Here is a 17,872-nt window from a genome sequence, read left to right on the forward strand (position 1 = left end):
AACCCCCATGCCCCTGTTGCGCTTCCGCGTCACCGGCACCGAAGACGACCTGCGCCTGCTGGCCGACCGCATCAACGACATCGACGGCATCGAACACATCGAGGAAATCGCCGACCTGATGCCGCATATGGACGACCCGGACTCCAGCTCGGCCGGCCTGACCGACGACATCGGCCCCGGCACTCACCTGCTGGAAATCGACGCCCCCGACGATGCGCTCGCCGAACGCGTGCGCAACGTGATCGAGCTGACCGCAGCCAATCGCGATCTGGTGATCGAATTCGAAGCCGACGACGGCTGAGCCACCTGACGCGCGCTGGCGTCGGCGGCATGTCGCGCTCAAACCAGTTGACGCATCGAGGCCGGGTCGAAATCGCGCAGGCCGACGCTGTCGCCGCTACGGACCTTCTGCGCCCATTGCGGATCGGCCAGCAGCGCACGGCCGACCGCGATCAGGTCGAACTCTTCGCGTTCCATCCGCCTCACCAGTTCGTCCAGACCGGCGGCCTGCGAACCCTTGCCGCCGAAAGCGCCGAGGAAGTCGCTGCCGGACAGGCCAACCGATCCCACCGAGATTGTCGGCGCGCCGGTCAGCTTCTTCGCCCAGCCGGCGAAGTTCAGCCCCTGCTCGCCGTCGATCTCCGGGAATTCCGCTTCCCAGAACCGTCGCTCCGAACAATGCAGGATGTCCACGCCCGCCTCGACCAGCGGCAATAGCCAGTCACGCATCTCGTCCGGCGTAGTCGCCAGCCGCGCCTTGTAGTCCTGCTGCTTCCATTGGCTGACCCGCAGCAGCAGCGGGAAATCCGGCCCGATCGCGGCACGCACGGCGGCAATGACTTCAGCGGCGAAGCGCGAACGCTCGCGCAGGCTGGCGCCACCGTAACGATCAGTGCGACGGTTGCTGCCGGACCAGAAGAACTGGTCGATCAGATAGCCGTGCGCGCCATGCACTTCGACCACGTCGAAGCCCAGTCGGCGTGCATCGGCGGCGGCGCGCGCGAACGCGGCGACGGTGTCGGCGATGTCTTCCTCGCTCATCGCCACCCCGTTCGGATCGTCAGGCCCGTTCAGTCCGGACGGACTTTCGACCGGCGCTTCCGGCGTCCATGCACTGGTCCCACGCGTCGCGCCGGTATGCCAGATCTGCGGACCCATCCGTCCACCGGCGGCATGCACCGCGTCGATCACACCTTTCCAGCCCTGCAGCGCAGCGTCGCCATGGAAGAACGGAATCCCCGGCTCGTTGCGCGAGGCCGGACGGTCAATCACGGTGCCCTCGGACAGGATCAGCCCCACCCCGCCCTCGGCGCGACGACGGTAGTAGTCGGCATTGGCGCTGCCGGGAATGCCCTCGGGAGCGAACAGCCGCGTCATCGGCGCCATCACGATGCGGTTGGCCAGCTGCAGGGTCTTGTGCTGGAACGGGCGGAACAGGATCTCGTTGGCAGGCATTGCGTCAGTGTCGTGTGAGAAGGTCGGCGAATTCTGCGACACGGGCGCCGCATGCAGAACCCGTTTCCGCTGCAGATCTCAGGACACTGTGTTCGATCAGGCCGCCCTGGTGGCGACTCAGTCGTCTTCGTCGTCCTCCACCGGGGTCAGCACCAGGTCCTGGAAGTCGAAGCTGAAGTCGGTCAGCGACGATGCCGGCTGCATGCGCAGCTCGCGCACCTTGCCGTCCGGGTCCAGGCTGAAGCTGGCGAAGGCATCGGCATTGAGCGTGCGCTCGTCCCAGCGCACGATGAAGGTATCGTGCTGCCAGTGCTCCAATGTGCCCAGCAACAGCGGCGTGTGCGCGAACTGCATGCGCAGGCGGCCATCCTGTTCGAACACGCGCACCTCGCCGTACCACGGATCGCGATAGTTGGCGGCATAGCCGGAAGGCGGCAGCGATGGCGTGGAACCTTCTGCCCGCGCGGCCAGATGCTGCTGCCAGCCTTCGTCGGCATCGCCGCCGGCCTTGGCCACCGATTTCGCGTAGGCATCCACCCAGTCGGTGGCCGGCGCATCCAGCAAGGCATCCAGCACGGTGTAGGTGACCGCATTGAAGGCCGCGCCGCTTTCCTGGTTGGTCAGCACGACCACGCCGAGGTTCAGTTCCGGAATCAGGGTCAGACGCGAGACCATGCCCGGCCAGCCGCCGGTGTGCCAGACCAGCTTGCGGCCGCGATAGTCGCTGAGCCGCCAGCCCTCGCCATAGCCCTGGAAGTTCGGCGTGGCCGCGGCCAGTTCCGGCACAGGCGGTTTGCCGACGCCGATCGGGGTGATCACCGACCACATCTCGCGCTGCCGCGCCTGGCTGAACAACGGCGTGCCGTCGGGCAGCTTGCCGCCGGCCAGTTGCACGTTCATCCATTTGCCCAGGTCGTGCACGCTGGCGTACAGGTCGCCGGCGGCGCGATTGTTCGACCAGCTCATCCGCGCCACCGGCTGCAGGGTCTTGAAATCGGCCTTGGCGTGGCCGATGGCCGGGCGATCGGCGGCCGTGACCCGGTCGTTGAAACGGGTGCCACGCATACCGACCGGGTCCAGGATCTCGTGTTGCACGAAATCGACGTAGCTCTGTCCGGAGACCTCTTCGATCACCTTCTGCGCTACCGCATACAGGATGTTGTCGTAGGCGTAGCCGTCGCGGAATCCTTTCTTCAGCGGCACCTTCGACAAGCGTTGCACGACCTCGTCCACGCTGTAGTCGCTGGGTGGCCAGAACAGCAGGTCGCCGGCGCCCAGGCTGAGGCCGGAGCGGTGCGAGAGCAGGTCGCGGATGCGCATCTGCCCGGTGACGTAGTCGTCGGACATGCGGAAACCCGGAAGATGGTCGATCACCCGGTCGTCGAGTTTCAGCTTGCCCTGATCAGCCAGGATCGACAGCGCCGCCGCGGTAAAGGCCTTGGTGTTGGAGGCGATGGCGAACGGCGTGGTCGCGGTGACTGCGGCCGGCTTGCCGATCTCGCGCACGCCATAGCCGCGCTCGAGCACGACTTCACCGTCCTTGACGATAGCCACCGCAATGCCCGGCACGTCGAAAGTCTCGCGCACGCGCTCGACCTGCGCGTCGAGATCCTGCAATCGCGACGGCAGTTCACCCGCTGTCGCCCACGTGGCCGACAGCGCCAGCATCCATCCCGCACACCACTTGCCCATGTCGTACTCCTGTCCGATCCGGAAAACTACAGCAACGCCTGCTTCGCCACGATTACCCCGTTGGCATCGGCATACAGCCAATCCCCCGGCGTGAACACCACACCGGCGAAACCGACCTGCACCTCCACCTCGCCCAGGCCACGCTTTTCGGTCTTCATCGGCGTGGCCGCCAGCGCCTTGACCCCGAGCGGCAGCTGCTGCAGCGCTTCGACGTCGCGCACGCCACCGTGGATAAGCAAGCCGCTCCAGCCGTTCTTCACCGCCGCCTCGGCCAGCATGTCGCCCAGCAACGAACGTCGCACCGAGCCTGCGCCATCGACCACCAGTACCCGTCCGTGGCCGTCACTGCCGACCTGCTCGCGGACCCGCGAGTTGTCCTCGAAGCAGCGGATGGTCGCGATGCGGCCGTGGAAGCGGTGGTTGCCGCCGAAGTCCAGGAACAGCGGCTCGGCCACCTGCACCTCGGGATGGGCATCGCAAAGATCAGGCGTGGTCCAGGTCATGGCGGAAATCCTGCGGACGGGAGTTCCGATGTTACCGCTGGCGCGCGAGCAGCGGGGCTGCGCCAATGATCGATGGTATAGGCGACAATGCGCGGATGCCGATGACCGCCACCGCCCGCGCCCAGTTGCAGATCCATCTGTGTGTGCTGTTGTGGGGCTTCACCGCCATCCTCGGCAAGCTGATCCTGCTGCCGGCGCTGCCGCTGGTGTGGTGGCGCATGTTGATCGTGGTCGCGGCGCTGGCCCTGCTGCCGCGCGTCTGGCGCGGGCTGCTGGCGATGCCTTCGCGCCTGCGCCTGGCCTACGCCGGGATCGGCCTGCTGGTGGCGCTGCACTGGCTGACTTTCTACGGCGCCATCAAGCTGGCCAATGCCTCGGTGGCCGCCACCTGCATCGCGCTGGCGCCGGCATTCACCGCGGTGGTCGAACCGTGGCTGGCGCGACGGCCGTTCTCGCCGCGCGAGTTGGCCTTCGGCCTGGCGGTGCTGCCCGGAGTGGCGCTGGTGGTCGGCGGCGTGCCGGACGGCATGCGCAGCGGGATCGTGGTCGGCGCCTTGTCGGCACTGCTGGTGGCTATCTTCGGATCACTGAACAAGCGTCTGGTCGAACACGGCGACCCGCTGGTGGTCACCGCCGTCGAACTGGGCGCCGGCACCCTGCTGCTGACCGCGCTGGCGCCGGCGATGCCGTGGCTGTTCCCGGCCTTCGCCGGCGACCTGTGGGCGCTGCCCGGCTGGCGCGACGGCCTGTGGCTGCTGGCGCTGTCGCTGCTATGCACGCTGCTGCCGTTCGCGCTGGCGCTGGTCGCGTTGCGCCACCTCAGCGCCTACGCGGTGCAGTTGGTGACCAACCTGGAACCGGTCTACGCCATCGTGCTGGCGATGCTGCTGCTGGGCGAGCAGCGCGAACTGGGCGGGCTGTTCTACCTGGGTGTGGCGATCATCCTGGCCGCGGTGTTCCTGCAGCCGCTGCTGCAACCACGCCGACCGGTGGAGCATGCCGAAATCCTCGGCACCGCCGAGGCCAGGCAGATCGTCGACTGACGCCGGCTCAGTCCTGCGAACGCTTGCCGCCCTTGCGGTGCGGCTTCTTCGCCACCGGCTTGGCCGCGAAACGGGGCTTGCCGCGCCGCGGCGGCGCATGGCCGTCGTCTTCGCCCAGCCGGCGGATGCGCAACTGCTGCCCGGCCACCCAGACCTTCTTCAGGTGCAGCAGGGTTTCCTTCGGCATGCCTTCGGGCAGGTCGAGCACACTGTGATCGTCGTGGATGTCGATGCGGCCGATGTAGCGGCTCTCCAGCCCGGCCTCGTTGGCGATCGCGCCGACGATGTTGGACGGCTTGACCCCGTGCGCGTGGCCAACCTCGATGCGGAAGCTTTCCATACCGATCTCCGGCGCCCCGCGCGGCGGCTTGTCCGGTTTGTCGAATCGGGGCGCCCGCGTCGGCGCTTGGTCGCGATCCTCGCGCGGGCGCGGCGGGCGCGCTTCCGCGCGGGCGCGTGGCGCCGGCCTTTCGCCCTCGCGAGTCTCGCGAACCTCCGGCTTGCGGCTGGCGCGCGGACTGTCCGGCGGCAGCAGCAGCGGCGCATCGCCCTGCAGCAGCCGTGCCAGCGCCGCGGCAATTTCCACCGCCGGCACATCATGTTCGCGCTCGTAGGTCTCGATCAGCGGGCGGAACTCGGCGGTGTCGCCGTCGGCCAGCGCCTCGCTGATGCGGCCGAGGAAACGCGCCACCCGGCGGTCGTTGACCGCTTCCGCGCTGGGCAGCGACATTTCCTCGATCGGCTGGCGGGTGGCGCGCTCGATCGCGCGCAGCATGCCCTTCTCGCGCGGGGTGACGAACAGGATCGCCTCGCCGCTGCGGCCGGCGCGCCCGGTGCGCCCGATCCGGTGCACGTAGCTCTCGGTATCGTAGGGAATGTCGTAGTTCAGCACATGGCTGATCCGCTCCACGTCCAGCCCGCGCGCGGCCACGTCGGTGGCCACCAGCACGTCCAGCTTGCCGTCCTTCAGCTGGCCGATGGTCTTCTCGCGCTGCGCCTGCTGCATGTCACCGTTGATCGCCGCCGCCGCCAGCCCGCGCGCCTGCAACTTGCCGGCCAGTTCTTCGGTGGCGGCCTTGGTGCGGGCGAACACGATCATCGCGTCGAACGGTTCGGCCTCCAGGATCCGGGTCAGTGCCTCCAGCTTGTGCATGCCGCTGCCGAACCAGTAACGCTGGCGGATATTGGTCGCGGTGGTGGTCTTGGCCGCGATGGTCACTTCCACCGGGTCGCGCAGGTAGGTCTGGGCGATGCGATGGATCTGCTTGGGCATGGTCGCCGAGAACAGCGCCACCTGGCGCGATTCGGGCACCTTCTTCAGCACCGTCTCGACGTCGTCGATGAAGCCCATCCGCAGCATTTCGTCGGCTTCGTCCAGCACCAGCGTGGTCAGCCCGGACAGATCGAGCGAACCCCGGTTCAGATGGTCGATCACCCGTCCCGGCGTGCCGACCACCACGTGCGCGCCGCGGCGCAGCGAATGCAGCTGCGGTCCGTAGCTCTGCCCGCCGTAGATCGGCACCACATGGAAACCCGGCAACCGCGCGGCATAGCGCTGGAAGGCCTCGGCCACCTGGATCGCCAGCTCGCGGGTCGGCGCCAGCACCAGCGCCTGCGGCAACGTCCGCGACAGGTCCAGCCCGGACAGCACCGGCAGCGCGAAGGCGGCGGTCTTGCCGGTACCGGTCTGCGCCTGCCCCAGCACGTCGCGGCCGGCCAGCAGGGCGGGAATGGTCGCCATCTGGATCGGCGACGGCGACTCGTAACCGAGTTCGGTCACCGCCTGCTGCACGGGCGCGGCTAGGCCGAGATCCGCGAAACGCGGCGGCGCGGGAATGGCATCTGACATGAAGGCTCCGGAGCGCCCGGCCGGGCGCCGGCGGGCGGAAAGACCGCGTATTGTGCGCCTTTTCGCGCCGGTTTGCCGCGACGGCGGCGTTCCGGACCCCGTGCCGCCGGGATGTTCCCGCGGCGAGGAGACGCGTCAGCGCGGCTCCGCGTCCGAATAATCGACCAGCATCGGGAAGTGGTCGGACGGGTAGCGTTCCCCGGCATGGTCGTCGACGGTGCGCAAGCGCTCGGCCTTCAGGCCACGCGACCAGGCCCAGTCGATCCGGCGCTCGGCCCGTCCGCTGAAACCGTGGAAGGTCGCCGCTGGCCCTTCCCGCAATGCCGCACTGACGAAAGCGTCGTCGAGGTCCTGTTGCAGGCGCGCATACGCCGGACTGCCCGGCTCGTCGTTGAAGTCGCCGGTCAGGACCACCGGCGCATCGCCCGCCAGTTCGGCGATGCGCTGCGCCAGCAGTTCCGCGCAACGGCGTCGCGCCTCGCCGTCTTCCTGCCGGTAGGGAAAGTGGGTGTTGAACAGGTAGAAGCGGCGGCCATCGGCCCAGCGTTCGAACAAGCCCCAGGTGACCATACGCGGATAGGGATTGCCCCAGCTGATGCTGCCGGGCACCTCGGGAGTTTCGGACAGCCAGAAGTTGCCGGATTCGATCAGGCCCAGGGTGTAGGTCCGGTAGAACACGCCCATGCGTTCGTCGTCGGGCTTGCCGTCGCCACGGCGTCCGCTGCCGAACCACGCGTACCCGGGCAGGTGCGCGACCAGATAGCGGCCTTGCGCTGCGACCAGTTCCTGGGTACCGACGACATCCGGCGCGGCATCGCCGATGACCTGCACCATCAGCTCGCGGCGCGCTTCCCAGCGGTTGGGACCGTCGGCCTCCACCGGTACCCGCACGTTGAAGCTCATCACCCGCAACCCAGGCCGCGCATCGCCGGCCGCCGCCGCTGCGGACGCAAGCCACAGGCCGGCCAGCAGGCCGCAGGACAACAGGATCAACCTCGGGAATACCGTCATCGCGCGCCCTCCTCGGCATTGGCAGCGGTCGTGTCGCACCCCGCCGCCACGCATGATTCTAGCGGCAGTGATCATGCCCGTTCGAACACCCTCGATGTCCAATCGCTAGACTGCGGCCATGCGAATCATCGATTTCGAACTGGAACGCGACTTCATCGAACTGAACCAGCTGCTCAAGCTGAGCGGGCTGTGCGACAGCGGCGGCCAGGGCAAGGCGATGGTGGCCAGCGGCGCGGTCCGGGTCGATGGCGAGCAGGAGCTGCGCAAGACCGCCAAGATCCGCGCCGGCCAAGTGATCGAACTGGAAGGCGTTCGCATCCTTGTGCGCGGCCGGGAGGCCGATGCGGGACAATAAGGTTCCCGTTCTACCCGAAAGCCCGCATGTTCCGCTGGTTCGAAAGCCGCCTGCCGCCTTTTCCGCCCGCGCTGCCAACGCAGCCGCCGACCGGGCTGTATGCCTTCTGTCGCCATTACACGCGTGGCGCCGAGCCGTGGCTGCTGCTGATGGCCGCGACCACCGCCGGCATCGCGATCGCCGAACTGGTGCTGTATGCCTATGTCGGTTCGCTGGTCGACCGGCTCGGCGCTTCCACCCCGGACGGGTTCTTCGCCGGCGAAGGCCGCCACCTGTTGTGGATGGGCGCACTGGTACTGCTGGCATTGCCGCTGCTGGTGCTGCTGAACGCACTGGTCCAGCACCAGACCCTGCTCGGCAATTTCCCGATGCGGATCCGCTGGAACGTGCACCGCTACCTGCTGCGGCAGTCGATGGGGTACTTCCAGGACGAGTTCGCCGGACGCATCGCCACCAAGCTGATGCAGACCTCGCTGGCGGTGCGCGAAACGGTGATCAAGCTGCTCGACATCGGCAACTACGTGCTGGTGTTCTTCGTCGGCACCCTGGTCGTGGCCGGCGCCACCGACTGGCGGCTGATGCTGCCGTTCGCCGCCTGGATCGCCGGCTACGCCCTGCTGATGCGCCATTTCATCCCGCGCATGAGCCGGATCTCGGCGCTGCAGGCCGATGCGCGCTCGACCATGACCGGACGCATCGTCGACAGCTACACCAACATCGCCACGGTCAAGCTGTTCTCGCACTCGCAGCGCGAACAGGCTTACGCGCGCGAGGCGATGCAAGGCTTCATCGACACCGTGTACCCGCAGATGCGGCTGGCCACGCGGGTCACCAGCCTGCTGTACGCGCTGAACATGCTGCTGCTGTTCTGCGTGGTCGCCGCCGGCCTGTGGCTGTGGCAGCAGGGTGCGGCCAGCGCCGGTGCGATCGCGGTCGCCATCGCCCTGGTGCTGCGCATCCTCGGCATGTCGCAGTGGATCATGTGGGAACTGTCGGCGCTGTTCGAGAACATCGGCACCGTGCACGACGGCATCCACTCGATCTCGCTGCCGCCAACCGTCGACGATGCCGCGGGCGCCGCGGCCATGCCGCAACCGGCCGGCGATATCCGCTTCGAAGGCGTCAGTTTCCACTACGGCAAGCAGGGCGGCGTGATCGAGGACCTCGACCTGCACGTCCGCCCGGGCGAGAAGATCGGCGTGGTCGGCCGCTCCGGCGCCGGCAAGTCGACCCTGGTCAACCTGCTGCTGCGCTTCCACGATTGCGAACGCGGCCGAATCCTGATCGATGGCATCGACATCGCCAGCGTGCAGCAGGATTCGCTGCGCGCGCAGATCGGCGTGGTCACCCAGGACACCTCGCTGCTACACCGATCGGTGCGCGAGAACATCCTGTACGGCCGCCCCGACGCCAGCGACGAGGACATGCGCGAAGCCGCGAGCCGGGCCGACGCGCTGGATTTCATCGACGAACTGGTCGACGCCAAGGGCCGGCGCGGCTTCGACGCCCAGGTCGGCGAACGTGGCGTGAAGCTGTCCGGCGGACAGCGCCAGCGCATCGCCATCGCCCGCGTGCTGCTGAAGAATGCCCCGATCCTGGTGCTGGACGAAGCCACCTCGGCGCTGGACTCCGAGGTGGAAGCAGTGATCCAGGAAAACCTTTACCGGCTGATGCAGGGCAAGACCGTGATCGCCATCGCCCACCGGCTGTCGACGATCGCGGCGATGGACCGGCTGGTGGTGATGGATCGCGGCCGCATCGTCGAACAGGGCAGCCATGCGCAACTGGTCGCGGCCGGCGGCCTCTACACCCAGCTGTGGCAGCGCCAGTCGGGCGGCTTCATCGACCCGCCGACCGAGGCTGCGGTGCCCTGAGCCGGCGCCGCATCGGCTGACGAAGGCTCAGCGCAGGCTGTAGCCGGAAACGCGCCAGACCTTGTCTTCGTCCAGGCGGAACGAGACCAGCTCGCGGATCGGCTGCTGCGTACCGGTGAACTTGGTCGCGTACACCACGCTGACATAGTTGCCCTCCGGCACCTCGCCGCCGGCCTTGTAGGCCGCATAGGTCACGCCGACGCGCTCGCGGGAGGCGACATTGCCGAGGCGCTTGCGGTCGGCCGCCACCTGCGAAACGAAGGCATTGCCGTCGACGATCTTCTTGGCCGCCTCGGACGCGCCCTGCCAGAGCTCGCCGGTCTTGCCCTCGTCGACCATGCCGATCACCTGATCGCCCGCCTGCGCCATCTGCTGCTCGAAGCGGGCCAGCTGCGCCTGCTGCTCGGGCGAGAGCTGCTGCTGCGCCGCTGCTGCGGGCTGGGGCTTCGCCTGTTGCGCAATGGCGCCGCCGGCCGTCAGGCCGAGGGCGACGAAAAGCAGGAGGCTGGAGCCGGTTTTCATATCGAAGTCCTTGATTCGGTGTCCGAACACCGAGTTTACGCCAGCCATACTGGCAAGCAACGTCAACGGCCCGATCCGGCACTCGCGTCCGGCGACGATTCAGTATCCGGCTGCCCCGCCTGTCCGTGCGCGGGCGGACTCTCATTCTCTTCCTGCACCGGCGCATCGGCCATGTGATCGAACTCGGACAGCGGACTGTCGTCCGGGCAGATTTCGTCGGGAAAACCGAATTCGCCGCGCAGCGACAGGCCGCAGGCATTCAGTTCCTCGACCCCGGCGGACTCGACCCGGCAACGGGCATCGAAGGCGCGCACGAAGGCGTCGCGCCGGGAAACGAAGTCCTGGCCGCACTTGCGCATCAGCCGCAGGCGGTCGAGGTCGTCCTGCGCCGGGTTGATCCCGTCCAGGCCGTACTGCTTCAGTTCGGCCGTCGTCAGCAACCTCAGACTGCGATTGGGAACCGCCATCATCAGGTCGGCCACCGCCACCGCGGCGCCGTTGCGCTCCAAATAGTCGCGCACGTGGTCGTACACCACCCGCAGTTCGCGATTCAGTTCGCGCCGCGTGGACGCGGTCGAACTCATGCGGATGATGCGGTGGATGCCCACCTTGCCGCCGATCATGCGTACATCGCCGGCCGCCAGCACGAATACACAGGCGCTGTGGCAGACTGCGTCTTCGCGCACCCACACGGTCCAGCGCGACTCGGCGATGAAATCGCCGGCGCGGATCGCATCCTCGACCATGCCGCCGCTGGAATTGATGTCCAGCACGCGCTTGTCGATACCCAGTTCGTCGGCCACCGTGGTCACCCGCTCGACCAGCGCGGTGAAGTCGGGCTGCACCTTGCCAACGTAGCGTAGGCGCATGACGCCACGCTCGATGCACGGCGCCAGCAGGGCGACGATGCTGTCATGGTCCAGATCGACCAGCGGCGCACCATCGCCTTGGCTGGCATAGTCCAGTTCGCACCCCAGCGAGGCTTCTCCGGATTCCAGCGCCCGCGGCGACCAGTCGACCTCGTGGTGGGCAGGATCGGCCGCGACCGCCGCCGGCACAGCGACAGCCGGCTCGACCGGCGCCGTGCTGACCGCACCACCCTCTTCCGGACTGGTCAGTTCGACCGTCTGCATCTCCGTGCTCGCCGGCCCGGCAGTGGGCTTGCCGCCGCAGCCTGCCAGACCCGTCGCCATCAGGGCGCCAGCCAGAAGCCAGCACGTTCGAACAACTCGCATCGCATCACCGGTCGCGGCGGGGTCCGCGCTCTCTCGATCAGTGTAGGGGCTGGCGGCCGATCCGGGCGAATTCGCGCTGAACCACGCACGGACATGAGAATTGCATCCGATTCTGTCAAGCTAGCGAGGTTCCTCCACTCATGCCCGCCCATCGCCCATGCGTCTGTCGTTGCCGAAGACCCTGTGGCTGGCCGGCCTGTTGTTGCTTGCAGGCTGCGCCAGTCGCCCCCCCGCCGCTTCGCTGCCGTCCGCGCATGTTCCGCTGCTGCTGGTTTCCGTCGACGGCCTGCGCCCGACCGATGTGACCGAGGCGCAGATGCCCGCCCTGGCCCGGCTGGCCCGGCAGGGCGTCGTCGCCGACCAAGGCATGGTGCCGTCCTATCCGTCACTGACGTTCCCCAACCACTACACCCTGGTGACCGGGCTGCGCCCCGACCATCACGGCATCATCCAGAACACGATGCGCGACGACACCCTGGGACCATTCGCGCTCTCGGACCGCAACGCGGTCGGCGATGGCCGCTGGTGGAACGACGGCCTGCCAATCTGGGTCAGCGCCGAACAGGCGGGCCTGCGCACGGCGACCATGTTCTGGCCGGGCAGCGAAGCCGAAATCCACGGCCATCGACCCAGCTACTGGCTTCCGTTCGACAAGACCATGTCGCCGCAGGCCCGTGTCGAGCGTCTGCTGACCTGGCTGGATTTGCCCGCGGACCTACGCCCGACGTTGTTGACCCTCTATTTCGACCAGGTCGATCACGAATCCCACGATTTCGGCCCCGATTCCGAACGTGCCCTGGAAGCGCGCCAGCAAATCGACCGGGCACTGGGAAGCCTGCTGGACGGTCTGCAACAGCGTGGACTCGCCGGCCATCTCAACCTGATCGTGGTATCGGATCACGGCATGACCAGGGTGGCCCCGGGGCATGTCGTGGCGATCGAAGACATGGCGCCGGCCGAGGATGTGGAGCCGATCAATGGCGGACAGGTCGTCGGCTTTGTCGCCAAGCCCGGTCGCGAGACCGCCGCCGCGCAACACCTGCTGGGACGCCACGATCACTACCAGTGCTGGCGGAAGCAGGACCTGCCTGCCCGCTGGCACTACGGTACCCACCCACGCGTACCGTCGTTCGTCTGCCAGATGGACGAAGGCTGGGATGCGCTGCCGCGCAAGTACGCGCAACAACGCCCGAACCGCGATCGCGGCTCGCACGGTTTCGATCCCGAGTTGCCGTCGATGCGCGCGACCTTCATCGCCAGCGGACCGGCATTCCGCGACGGCGTGCATCTGCCGCCTTTCGACAACGTCGATGTCTATCCCCTGCTCGCGCACCTGCTCGGCATTGCCCCCGCGGCCAACGACGGCGATCTGACTCCACTGCTGCCGGCACTGAAAGCACCTTGAGCATGCGCGGGGCGAATAGCTCGAGCGCACCGGCCACGCCGCGCCCTGCATGATCCGCTACCTGCACATCGACAGTCCGGTCGGCCGACTGCTGCTGGCGGCTGGCGAGGCCGGCCTGTGTGCGATCGAGTTCCCCAGCAACCGCCATCCGGTCGTGCGCGGTGAGGACTGGCACGCCGGCGAAAACCCGGTACTGCTCGCCACACGACGCCAGCTCGACGAGTATTTCGCCGGTCAGCGACGGCAGTTCGAGCTGCCGCTGTCGCCGTCCGGTACCGGCTTCCAGCGCCAGGTCTGGGCCGCGCTGGCGACGATTCCCTACGGCCAGACCCTCAGTTACGCGCAACTGGCCGCACGTATCGGCCAGCCCTCGGCGGTGCGCGCGGTCGGCGCCGCCAACGGCCGCAATCCGCTGCCGATCGTGCTGCCCTGCCATCGCGTGATCGGCGCCGACGGTTCGCTGACCGGGTTCGGCGGCGGCCTGCCGACCAAGCGCTTCCTGCTGCAACTGGAAGGCGCATTGCCGGGCGAACCGGATCTGTTCGCCTGAGGACGACGATGCGGCATGCGACAATGCGCGCATGCGTTCCCCCCTGCCCCGTTCCGCGCACGAGTTCCTGTGGTCGCGCGAACAGTGGAAACGGCGCCTGGCCCTGTGGGGCGGCGCGGTGGCGGTGGCGCTGGCCGCGTTGCTGTTCGCCAAGGCCGGCGATGCGGCGTTCGGCGGCTTCATGCGCATCTACGCGGCATCGCCGTGGTGGACGCTGCTGCTGACGCCGGCGGTGTTCGCCCTGCTCAGCTGGCTGACGCTGGGCTGGCTGAAACCGACCCGCGGCAGCGGCATTCCGCAGGTGATCGCGGCCATCGACCGCCCCAACCGCGACTACCAGTCGAAGAACCTCTCGCTTGGCGTGTCGGCCGGCAAGCTGGGGCTGACCGTGCTGGCGCTGTTTGGCGGCGCGTCGGTCGGGCGCGAGGGCCCCACCGTGCATGTCGGCGCCAGCCTGATGTACGTGGTCGGTCGCTGGTTCGGTTTCCGCGATCCGCACGAGGCCACCCGCTTCCTGCTCGCCGGCGGCGCGGCCGGTATCGCCGCCGCCTTCAATACCCCGCTGGCCGGGGTGGTGTTCGCCATCGAGGAGCTCAGCGACCGCTATGAGCACCGCTTCTCTGGCACCCTGATCACCGCGGTGATCGTCGGCGGCGTGGTATCGCTGGGCCTGGTCGGCAACTACACCTATTTCGGTACGGTCAGCGCCGCCCTGCCGCTGGGAACCGGCTGGCTGGCAGTGCTGCTGTGCGGCGTGGTCTGCGGCCTGCTCAGCGGCGGCTTCAGTCGCGCGACGCTGGCGGCGATGGACGGCAAGCCGCGCTGGCTGGGCCGGTTGCGAGACGCGCATCCGATTCTGTTCGCCGCCGGTTGCGGGTTGCTGCTGGCGTTGCTGGGACTGGCCTTCGGCGTCGGCGCCTTCGGCACCGGCTACGAACAGGCGCGCAGCCTGGTGCAGGGACATGCGGTCGTCGGCCACGAATTCGGCCTGATGAAACTGGCGGCCAACCTGGTGTCCTCGGCGGCCGCCATCCCCGGCGGCCTGTTCTCGCCGGCGCTGGCGGTCGGCGCCGGGCTGGGACACAACCTGTCGGTGCTGATGCCGCAGGTCGATCCACGCGCCTTCGTCCTGCTCGGCATGACCGGCTATCTGGCCGGCGTGACCCAGGCGCCGCTGACCTCGGCGGTGATCTCGATGGAACTGACCGACAGCAGCGACATGCTGCTGCCGATCCTGGCCGTGGTGCTGCTGGCACGCGCGATGTCCTCGCTGGTCTGCCGCACCCCGATCTACAAGGCCATGGCCCAACGCCTGCTGGCCGCCGCAGCGGTACCGACCGGCGACGACGGGCCACCTCCGACGCAAGGATCAGCCGCGACCTGAGCGCGGCGTCGGCGAAGACACGCTCGTCGATGAATGGATCCTGCAAAACGCGGAACGCGGCGTTTCCGCCGCGTTCCGGTTGACCGCATTGCCGAGCGAATCTCAGCCGGCCTTGGCCACGGTCTTCTTGGCCGCCTTCTTCGCCGGCGCCTTGGCAGCCGGCTTCTTCACCGCGCCCGTCGCCGCGACCACGGCGGTAGCGCTGGCCTGCTTGCGCGCATTGCCGTAGCTGGAGTTGTAACGCTTGCCCTTGGCGGTCTTGCGGTCGCCCTTGCCCATGTCTGACTGCTCCTGCGAAAGGTAGGAAAAAGTGTCCCGCGGCGCGTCAGAACCCGTTGGATAGAGCGCCGCTGAGGGGCGGCAAGCCTACCACAAGGCCGCCGCAGCGGCCCTGCCGTTTACACAGCCAGGTTTCAGCGCGGGCAATCCACGCCGTGAACATGGCGGCGACTGAGCCGCAGGTTGACCATGTGACCCAGCCCAACCAGTAAACCACCCAGAGCCATGACCACGCCGTGCAGCAGTTGCGAGACATGCAGTGGCGGATACAGCGCCGCCAGCCACAAGGCGGTCAGGCCCGGCAACAACAACCCCAATGCCTGCAAGGCGCGGTGGCGGCGATAACCCAAGGTCAGGCTGAACAGGCCCAACAGGCTCGCGAACAGGATGAAGGCCTGCTCGAAGCGTTCGCCCAGCAAACTGGAAACCCCCAACGCCGGCATCGCCGTGATCAGGAGCGGTAACAGCGCGCAGTGGATCGCGCAAACCAGCGAGCCGGTCGCGCCGAACCGGTCGAGCCATGAGCCAAGACGGGAAGACATGCCGCGAGTATGACTTCCGGGAGGGTTGCAGATCACCATGTCGGATATATTATAACATTAAACGTATTGCCGTCTCCCTCTCCAAGGCCCCAATCCCTCGCCATGAACAAGACTCCGCTACTGCACCGCCAGCTATTCCTTGCCATCACCACGACCTTGGCCGTCAGTTCCACAGTCTGGGCGCAGGTCGCCCCGCAGGAAAGTATGAATGCGGCCCCAACCAGCGACACCCGGCATGCTAAGAAAGTGGATCGGCACGTCAAGGACCTCGACAAGATCGTGGTCACCGCAAGTCCGTTGCGTGACAGCGCCGAAGCGTTGAGTCAGCCGGTCGAAGTACTCGCTGGCGAGCGTCTGGACGAACAGCGTGCCGCCACTCTGGGCGAAACCATCTCCAGTCTGCCTGGCGTGCAGAGCTCCAACTTCGGTCCTGGCGTCGGCCGGCCGATACTTCGGGGCCTGGATGGCCCCCGCGTGGCCGTGCTGAGCAATGGCATGGTCAGTAGCGACGTATCCACGGTCAGTCAGGATCATGCTCCCGCGGTGGAGGCTTTCCTTGCCGATCAGGTCGAAATACTGAAAGGCCCGTCCACCCTGCTCTATGGCAGCAGCGCTATCGGCGGCGTGGTCAATATCGTCGACGGACGCATTCCGGAAACTCCGATCGAAGGTGGATTCAGCGGCCGTGCCGAAATGCGCTTCGAGACCGTCAACGACGGCAATACCGACATGTTCCGCGTCGATGGCGGCTCCGACGGTTTTGCCGTGCATGCCGACGGCGTGTACCGCAACAACAAGGACTACGACACGCCGGACGGGAAGCAGGCCAATACCTTCATTGACACCAAGACCGGTGCGCTGGGCGCTTCATTGCTGGGTGACTGGGGATTCGTCGGCGTCTCTGCATCTCGGTTCGAAGACGATTACGGTAACCCGGGTGAACCGGGCAACCTTGCCGAAGGCGAGCGCGGCGTCTGGATCCGCATGCGCCAGGACCGCTATGACCTGAAAGGTGGGCTGACTTCGCCATGGGGAGACGGGAGCGGCCTGCGCTACAGTCTCGGCCACACCAGCTACGAGCACACCGAATTCGAAGGTGACGAAGTCGGCACGTTGTTCCAGAAGAACGCCAACGAAGGTCGCGTGGAGGCTGCCTTCTCCTGGGGGCCGGACTGGAATGGCGCAATCGGTGCGCAGGCCAGCGACACCACATTCCGCGCCATCGGCGAGGAATCGTTCGTACCCGAGACCAAAACCCGGGCCTACGGCCTGTTCGGCATCGCACGCCGCAGTTGGAACGTCTATCAGCTGGATGCGGGCCTGCGCGTGGACAAGGTCAAATCCAATCCCGCCGAAGGCGCGGCGCGCAACTTCACTCCCATCAGTTTGTCGCTGGCCGGCAGCTGGCGCATCGACGATCAATGGCGGTTGACTGCCAACCTGGATCACGCCGAACGCGCTCCCGCCGAAGAAGAGCTGTTCGCCGACGGTCCGCACCTGGCCACCCTCGCCTATGAAATCGGCAATTCCGACCTGACCGAGGAAAAAGCCAACCAGCTGGAGCTGGGCGTGCAGTACAAGTCCGAGTTGATGGACGCGAAGCTGTCCGCCTATTACAACCGATTCGACGACTTCGTCTATCTGGTCGACACCGGCGATGAATGGTATTTCGACGAAGAGGACGAATATCTACCAATCCGGCAATGGACGCAGGCCGATGCCAAGTTCTTCGGCTTCGAGGGCGAAGCCACTTTCCATCTGGCCGACAATGACAGCGGCCTGTGGGATCTGCGCATCTACGGCGACAGCGTGCGCGGTTCGCTGCGGGATGGTGGCGATCTGCCGCGCATCGCGCCCGGTCGCCTGGGCGCGCAGCTGCGCTGGCAGGCAAACGCCTGGCGGGCCAGTCTTGGCGCAGTCCGCTATGCACAACAGGACCGGGTCGCCGAGAACGAAACGCCGACCGACGGCTACACGCTGGTCGACGCGCACCTTGCCTACCATGGCGATGCCGGCAGTCAGCTCGCCTGGGAAGTATTCTTGGACGGGAACAATCTCACGGGCGAAACCGCGCGCGTGCATACCTCGTTCCTGAAGGATTCGGTCGTGTTGCCGGATCGCAACTTCGCTTTCGGCGTGCGCGTGTTCTTCTGACGATGCCAGTGCCGCACCG

17 protein-coding genes are annotated in these 17,872 nt (G+C 67.2%); 8 read left to right on the forward strand and 9 right to left on the reverse strand.

Annotation, left to right across the window (positions count from 1 at the left end):
• The first annotated feature begins 7 nt into the window (after positions 1-7).
• Positions 8-301, forward strand: coding sequence for a hypothetical protein (locus tag CSC70_RS04810; protein ID WP_162455526.1), 294 nt, complete (start codon positions 8-10; stop codon positions 299-301).
• Between the two features lie 38 nt (positions 302-339).
• Here the strand turns inward: CSC70_RS04810 and CSC70_RS04815 are convergent, their stop codons facing one another.
• From CSC70_RS04815 to rraA, 3 genes are all read right to left on the reverse strand, one after another.
• Entirely contained in the window at positions 340-1,455 is a 1,116-nt protein-coding gene (locus tag CSC70_RS04815) for an NADH:flavin oxidoreductase (RefSeq protein WP_162455527.1), read from the reverse strand.
• A 117-nt stretch (positions 1,456-1,572) separates the two neighbouring features.
• The gene (locus CSC70_RS04820; protein ID WP_246189326.1) at positions 1,573-3,147 is read right to left on the reverse strand and encodes a serine hydrolase; all 1,575 of its coding nucleotides are present in this window, start codon (positions 3,145-3,147) and stop codon (positions 1,573-1,575) included.
• Positions 3,148-3,173: 26 nt separating this feature from the next.
• Positions 3,174-3,650: a ribonuclease E activity regulator RraA gene (gene rraA, locus CSC70_RS04825; protein ID WP_162455528.1), complete on the reverse strand. Its 477-nt coding sequence runs from the start codon at positions 3,648-3,650 to the stop codon at positions 3,174-3,176.
• A 95-nt stretch (positions 3,651-3,745) separates the two neighbouring features.
• Here rraA and CSC70_RS04830 point away from each other — a divergent pair, with 95 nt between their 5' ends.
• Complete coding sequence (locus tag CSC70_RS04830; RefSeq protein ID WP_162455830.1) at positions 3,746-4,693, forward strand: DMT family transporter; 948 nt, start codon at positions 3,746-3,748, stop codon at positions 4,691-4,693.
• Between the two features lie 7 nt (positions 4,694-4,700).
• On the opposite strand, the gene CSC70_RS04835 is transcribed toward CSC70_RS04830, so the two are convergent.
• Together CSC70_RS04835 and CSC70_RS04840 are read right to left on the reverse strand one after the other, a co-directional pair.
• On the reverse strand, positions 4,701-6,542 hold the full coding sequence (locus tag CSC70_RS04835; RefSeq protein ID WP_162455529.1) for a DEAD/DEAH box helicase: 1,842 nt from the start codon (positions 6,540-6,542) through the stop codon (positions 4,701-4,703).
• Positions 6,543-6,677: 135 nt separating this feature from the next.
• Positions 6,678-7,553: an endonuclease/exonuclease/phosphatase family protein gene (locus CSC70_RS04840; RefSeq protein WP_162455530.1), complete on the reverse strand. Its 876-nt coding sequence runs from the start codon at positions 7,551-7,553 to the stop codon at positions 6,678-6,680.
• A gap of 118 nt (positions 7,554-7,671) precedes the next feature.
• Between CSC70_RS04840 and CSC70_RS04845 the strand changes: the two genes are divergently transcribed.
• Together CSC70_RS04845 and CSC70_RS04850 are read left to right on the forward strand one after the other, a co-directional pair.
• Positions 7,672-7,908 (forward strand): RNA-binding S4 domain-containing protein, encoded by a 237-nt coding sequence (locus tag CSC70_RS04845; protein WP_162455531.1) that lies wholly within the window; start codon positions 7,672-7,674, stop codon positions 7,906-7,908.
• Positions 7,909-7,934: 26 nt separating this feature from the next.
• Positions 7,935-9,782: an ABC transporter ATP-binding protein gene (locus CSC70_RS04850; protein ID WP_162455532.1), complete on the forward strand. Its 1,848-nt coding sequence runs from the start codon at positions 7,935-7,937 to the stop codon at positions 9,780-9,782.
• Between the two features lie 27 nt (positions 9,783-9,809).
• Here CSC70_RS04850 and CSC70_RS04855 read toward each other — a convergent pair whose 3' ends face one another.
• Positions 9,810-10,304: a DUF4019 domain-containing protein gene (locus CSC70_RS04855; RefSeq protein WP_162455533.1), complete on the reverse strand. Its 495-nt coding sequence runs from the start codon at positions 10,302-10,304 to the stop codon at positions 9,810-9,812.
• Positions 10,305-10,366: 62 nt separating this feature from the next.
• On the reverse strand, positions 10,367-11,497 hold the full coding sequence (locus CSC70_RS04860) for a COG3904 family protein (RefSeq protein WP_162455534.1): 1,131 nt from the start codon (positions 11,495-11,497) through the stop codon (positions 10,367-10,369).
• A gap of 199 nt (positions 11,498-11,696) precedes the next feature.
• Between CSC70_RS04860 and CSC70_RS04865 the strand changes: the two genes are divergently transcribed.
• Genes CSC70_RS04865 through CSC70_RS04875 form a run of 3 tightly spaced genes read left to right on the forward strand, consistent with a single transcriptional unit; the run spans position 11,697 to position 14,878 of the window.
• On the forward strand, positions 11,697-12,944 hold the full coding sequence (locus CSC70_RS04865; protein ID WP_162455535.1) for an alkaline phosphatase family protein: 1,248 nt from the start codon (positions 11,697-11,699) through the stop codon (positions 12,942-12,944).
• Positions 12,945-12,993: 49 nt separating this feature from the next.
• On the forward strand, positions 12,994-13,494 hold the full coding sequence (locus CSC70_RS04870; RefSeq protein ID WP_162455536.1) for a methylated-DNA--[protein]-cysteine S-methyltransferase: 501 nt from the start codon (positions 12,994-12,996) through the stop codon (positions 13,492-13,494).
• Between the two features lie 31 nt (positions 13,495-13,525).
• Complete coding sequence (locus tag CSC70_RS04875; protein ID WP_162455537.1) at positions 13,526-14,878, forward strand: chloride channel protein; 1,353 nt, start codon at positions 13,526-13,528, stop codon at positions 14,876-14,878.
• Positions 14,879-14,980: 102 nt separating this feature from the next.
• Here CSC70_RS04875 and CSC70_RS04880 read toward each other — a convergent pair whose 3' ends face one another.
• Both CSC70_RS04880 and CSC70_RS04885 read right to left on the reverse strand, forming a co-directional pair.
• A complete protein-coding gene (locus CSC70_RS04880; protein WP_162455538.1) occupies positions 14,981-15,157 on the reverse strand; it encodes a 30S ribosomal protein THX in 177 nt (58 codons plus the stop codon).
• Positions 15,158-15,291: 134 nt separating this feature from the next.
• Positions 15,292-15,699: a MerC domain-containing protein gene (locus tag CSC70_RS04885; protein ID WP_162455539.1), complete on the reverse strand. Its 408-nt coding sequence runs from the start codon at positions 15,697-15,699 to the stop codon at positions 15,292-15,294.
• Positions 15,700-15,801: 102 nt separating this feature from the next.
• Between CSC70_RS04885 and CSC70_RS04890 the strand changes: the two genes are divergently transcribed.
• Positions 15,802-17,853: a TonB-dependent receptor gene (locus CSC70_RS04890; protein WP_162455540.1), complete on the forward strand. Its 2,052-nt coding sequence runs from the start codon at positions 15,802-15,804 to the stop codon at positions 17,851-17,853.
• The last annotated feature ends 19 nt before the right edge of the window (positions 17,854-17,872 follow it).

The sequence above is a fragment of the Pseudoxanthomonas kalamensis DSM 18571 genome, assembly GCF_010211745.1.
Taxonomy (GTDB): Bacteria; Pseudomonadota; Gammaproteobacteria; order Xanthomonadales; family Xanthomonadaceae; genus Pseudoxanthomonas_A; species Pseudoxanthomonas_A kalamensis.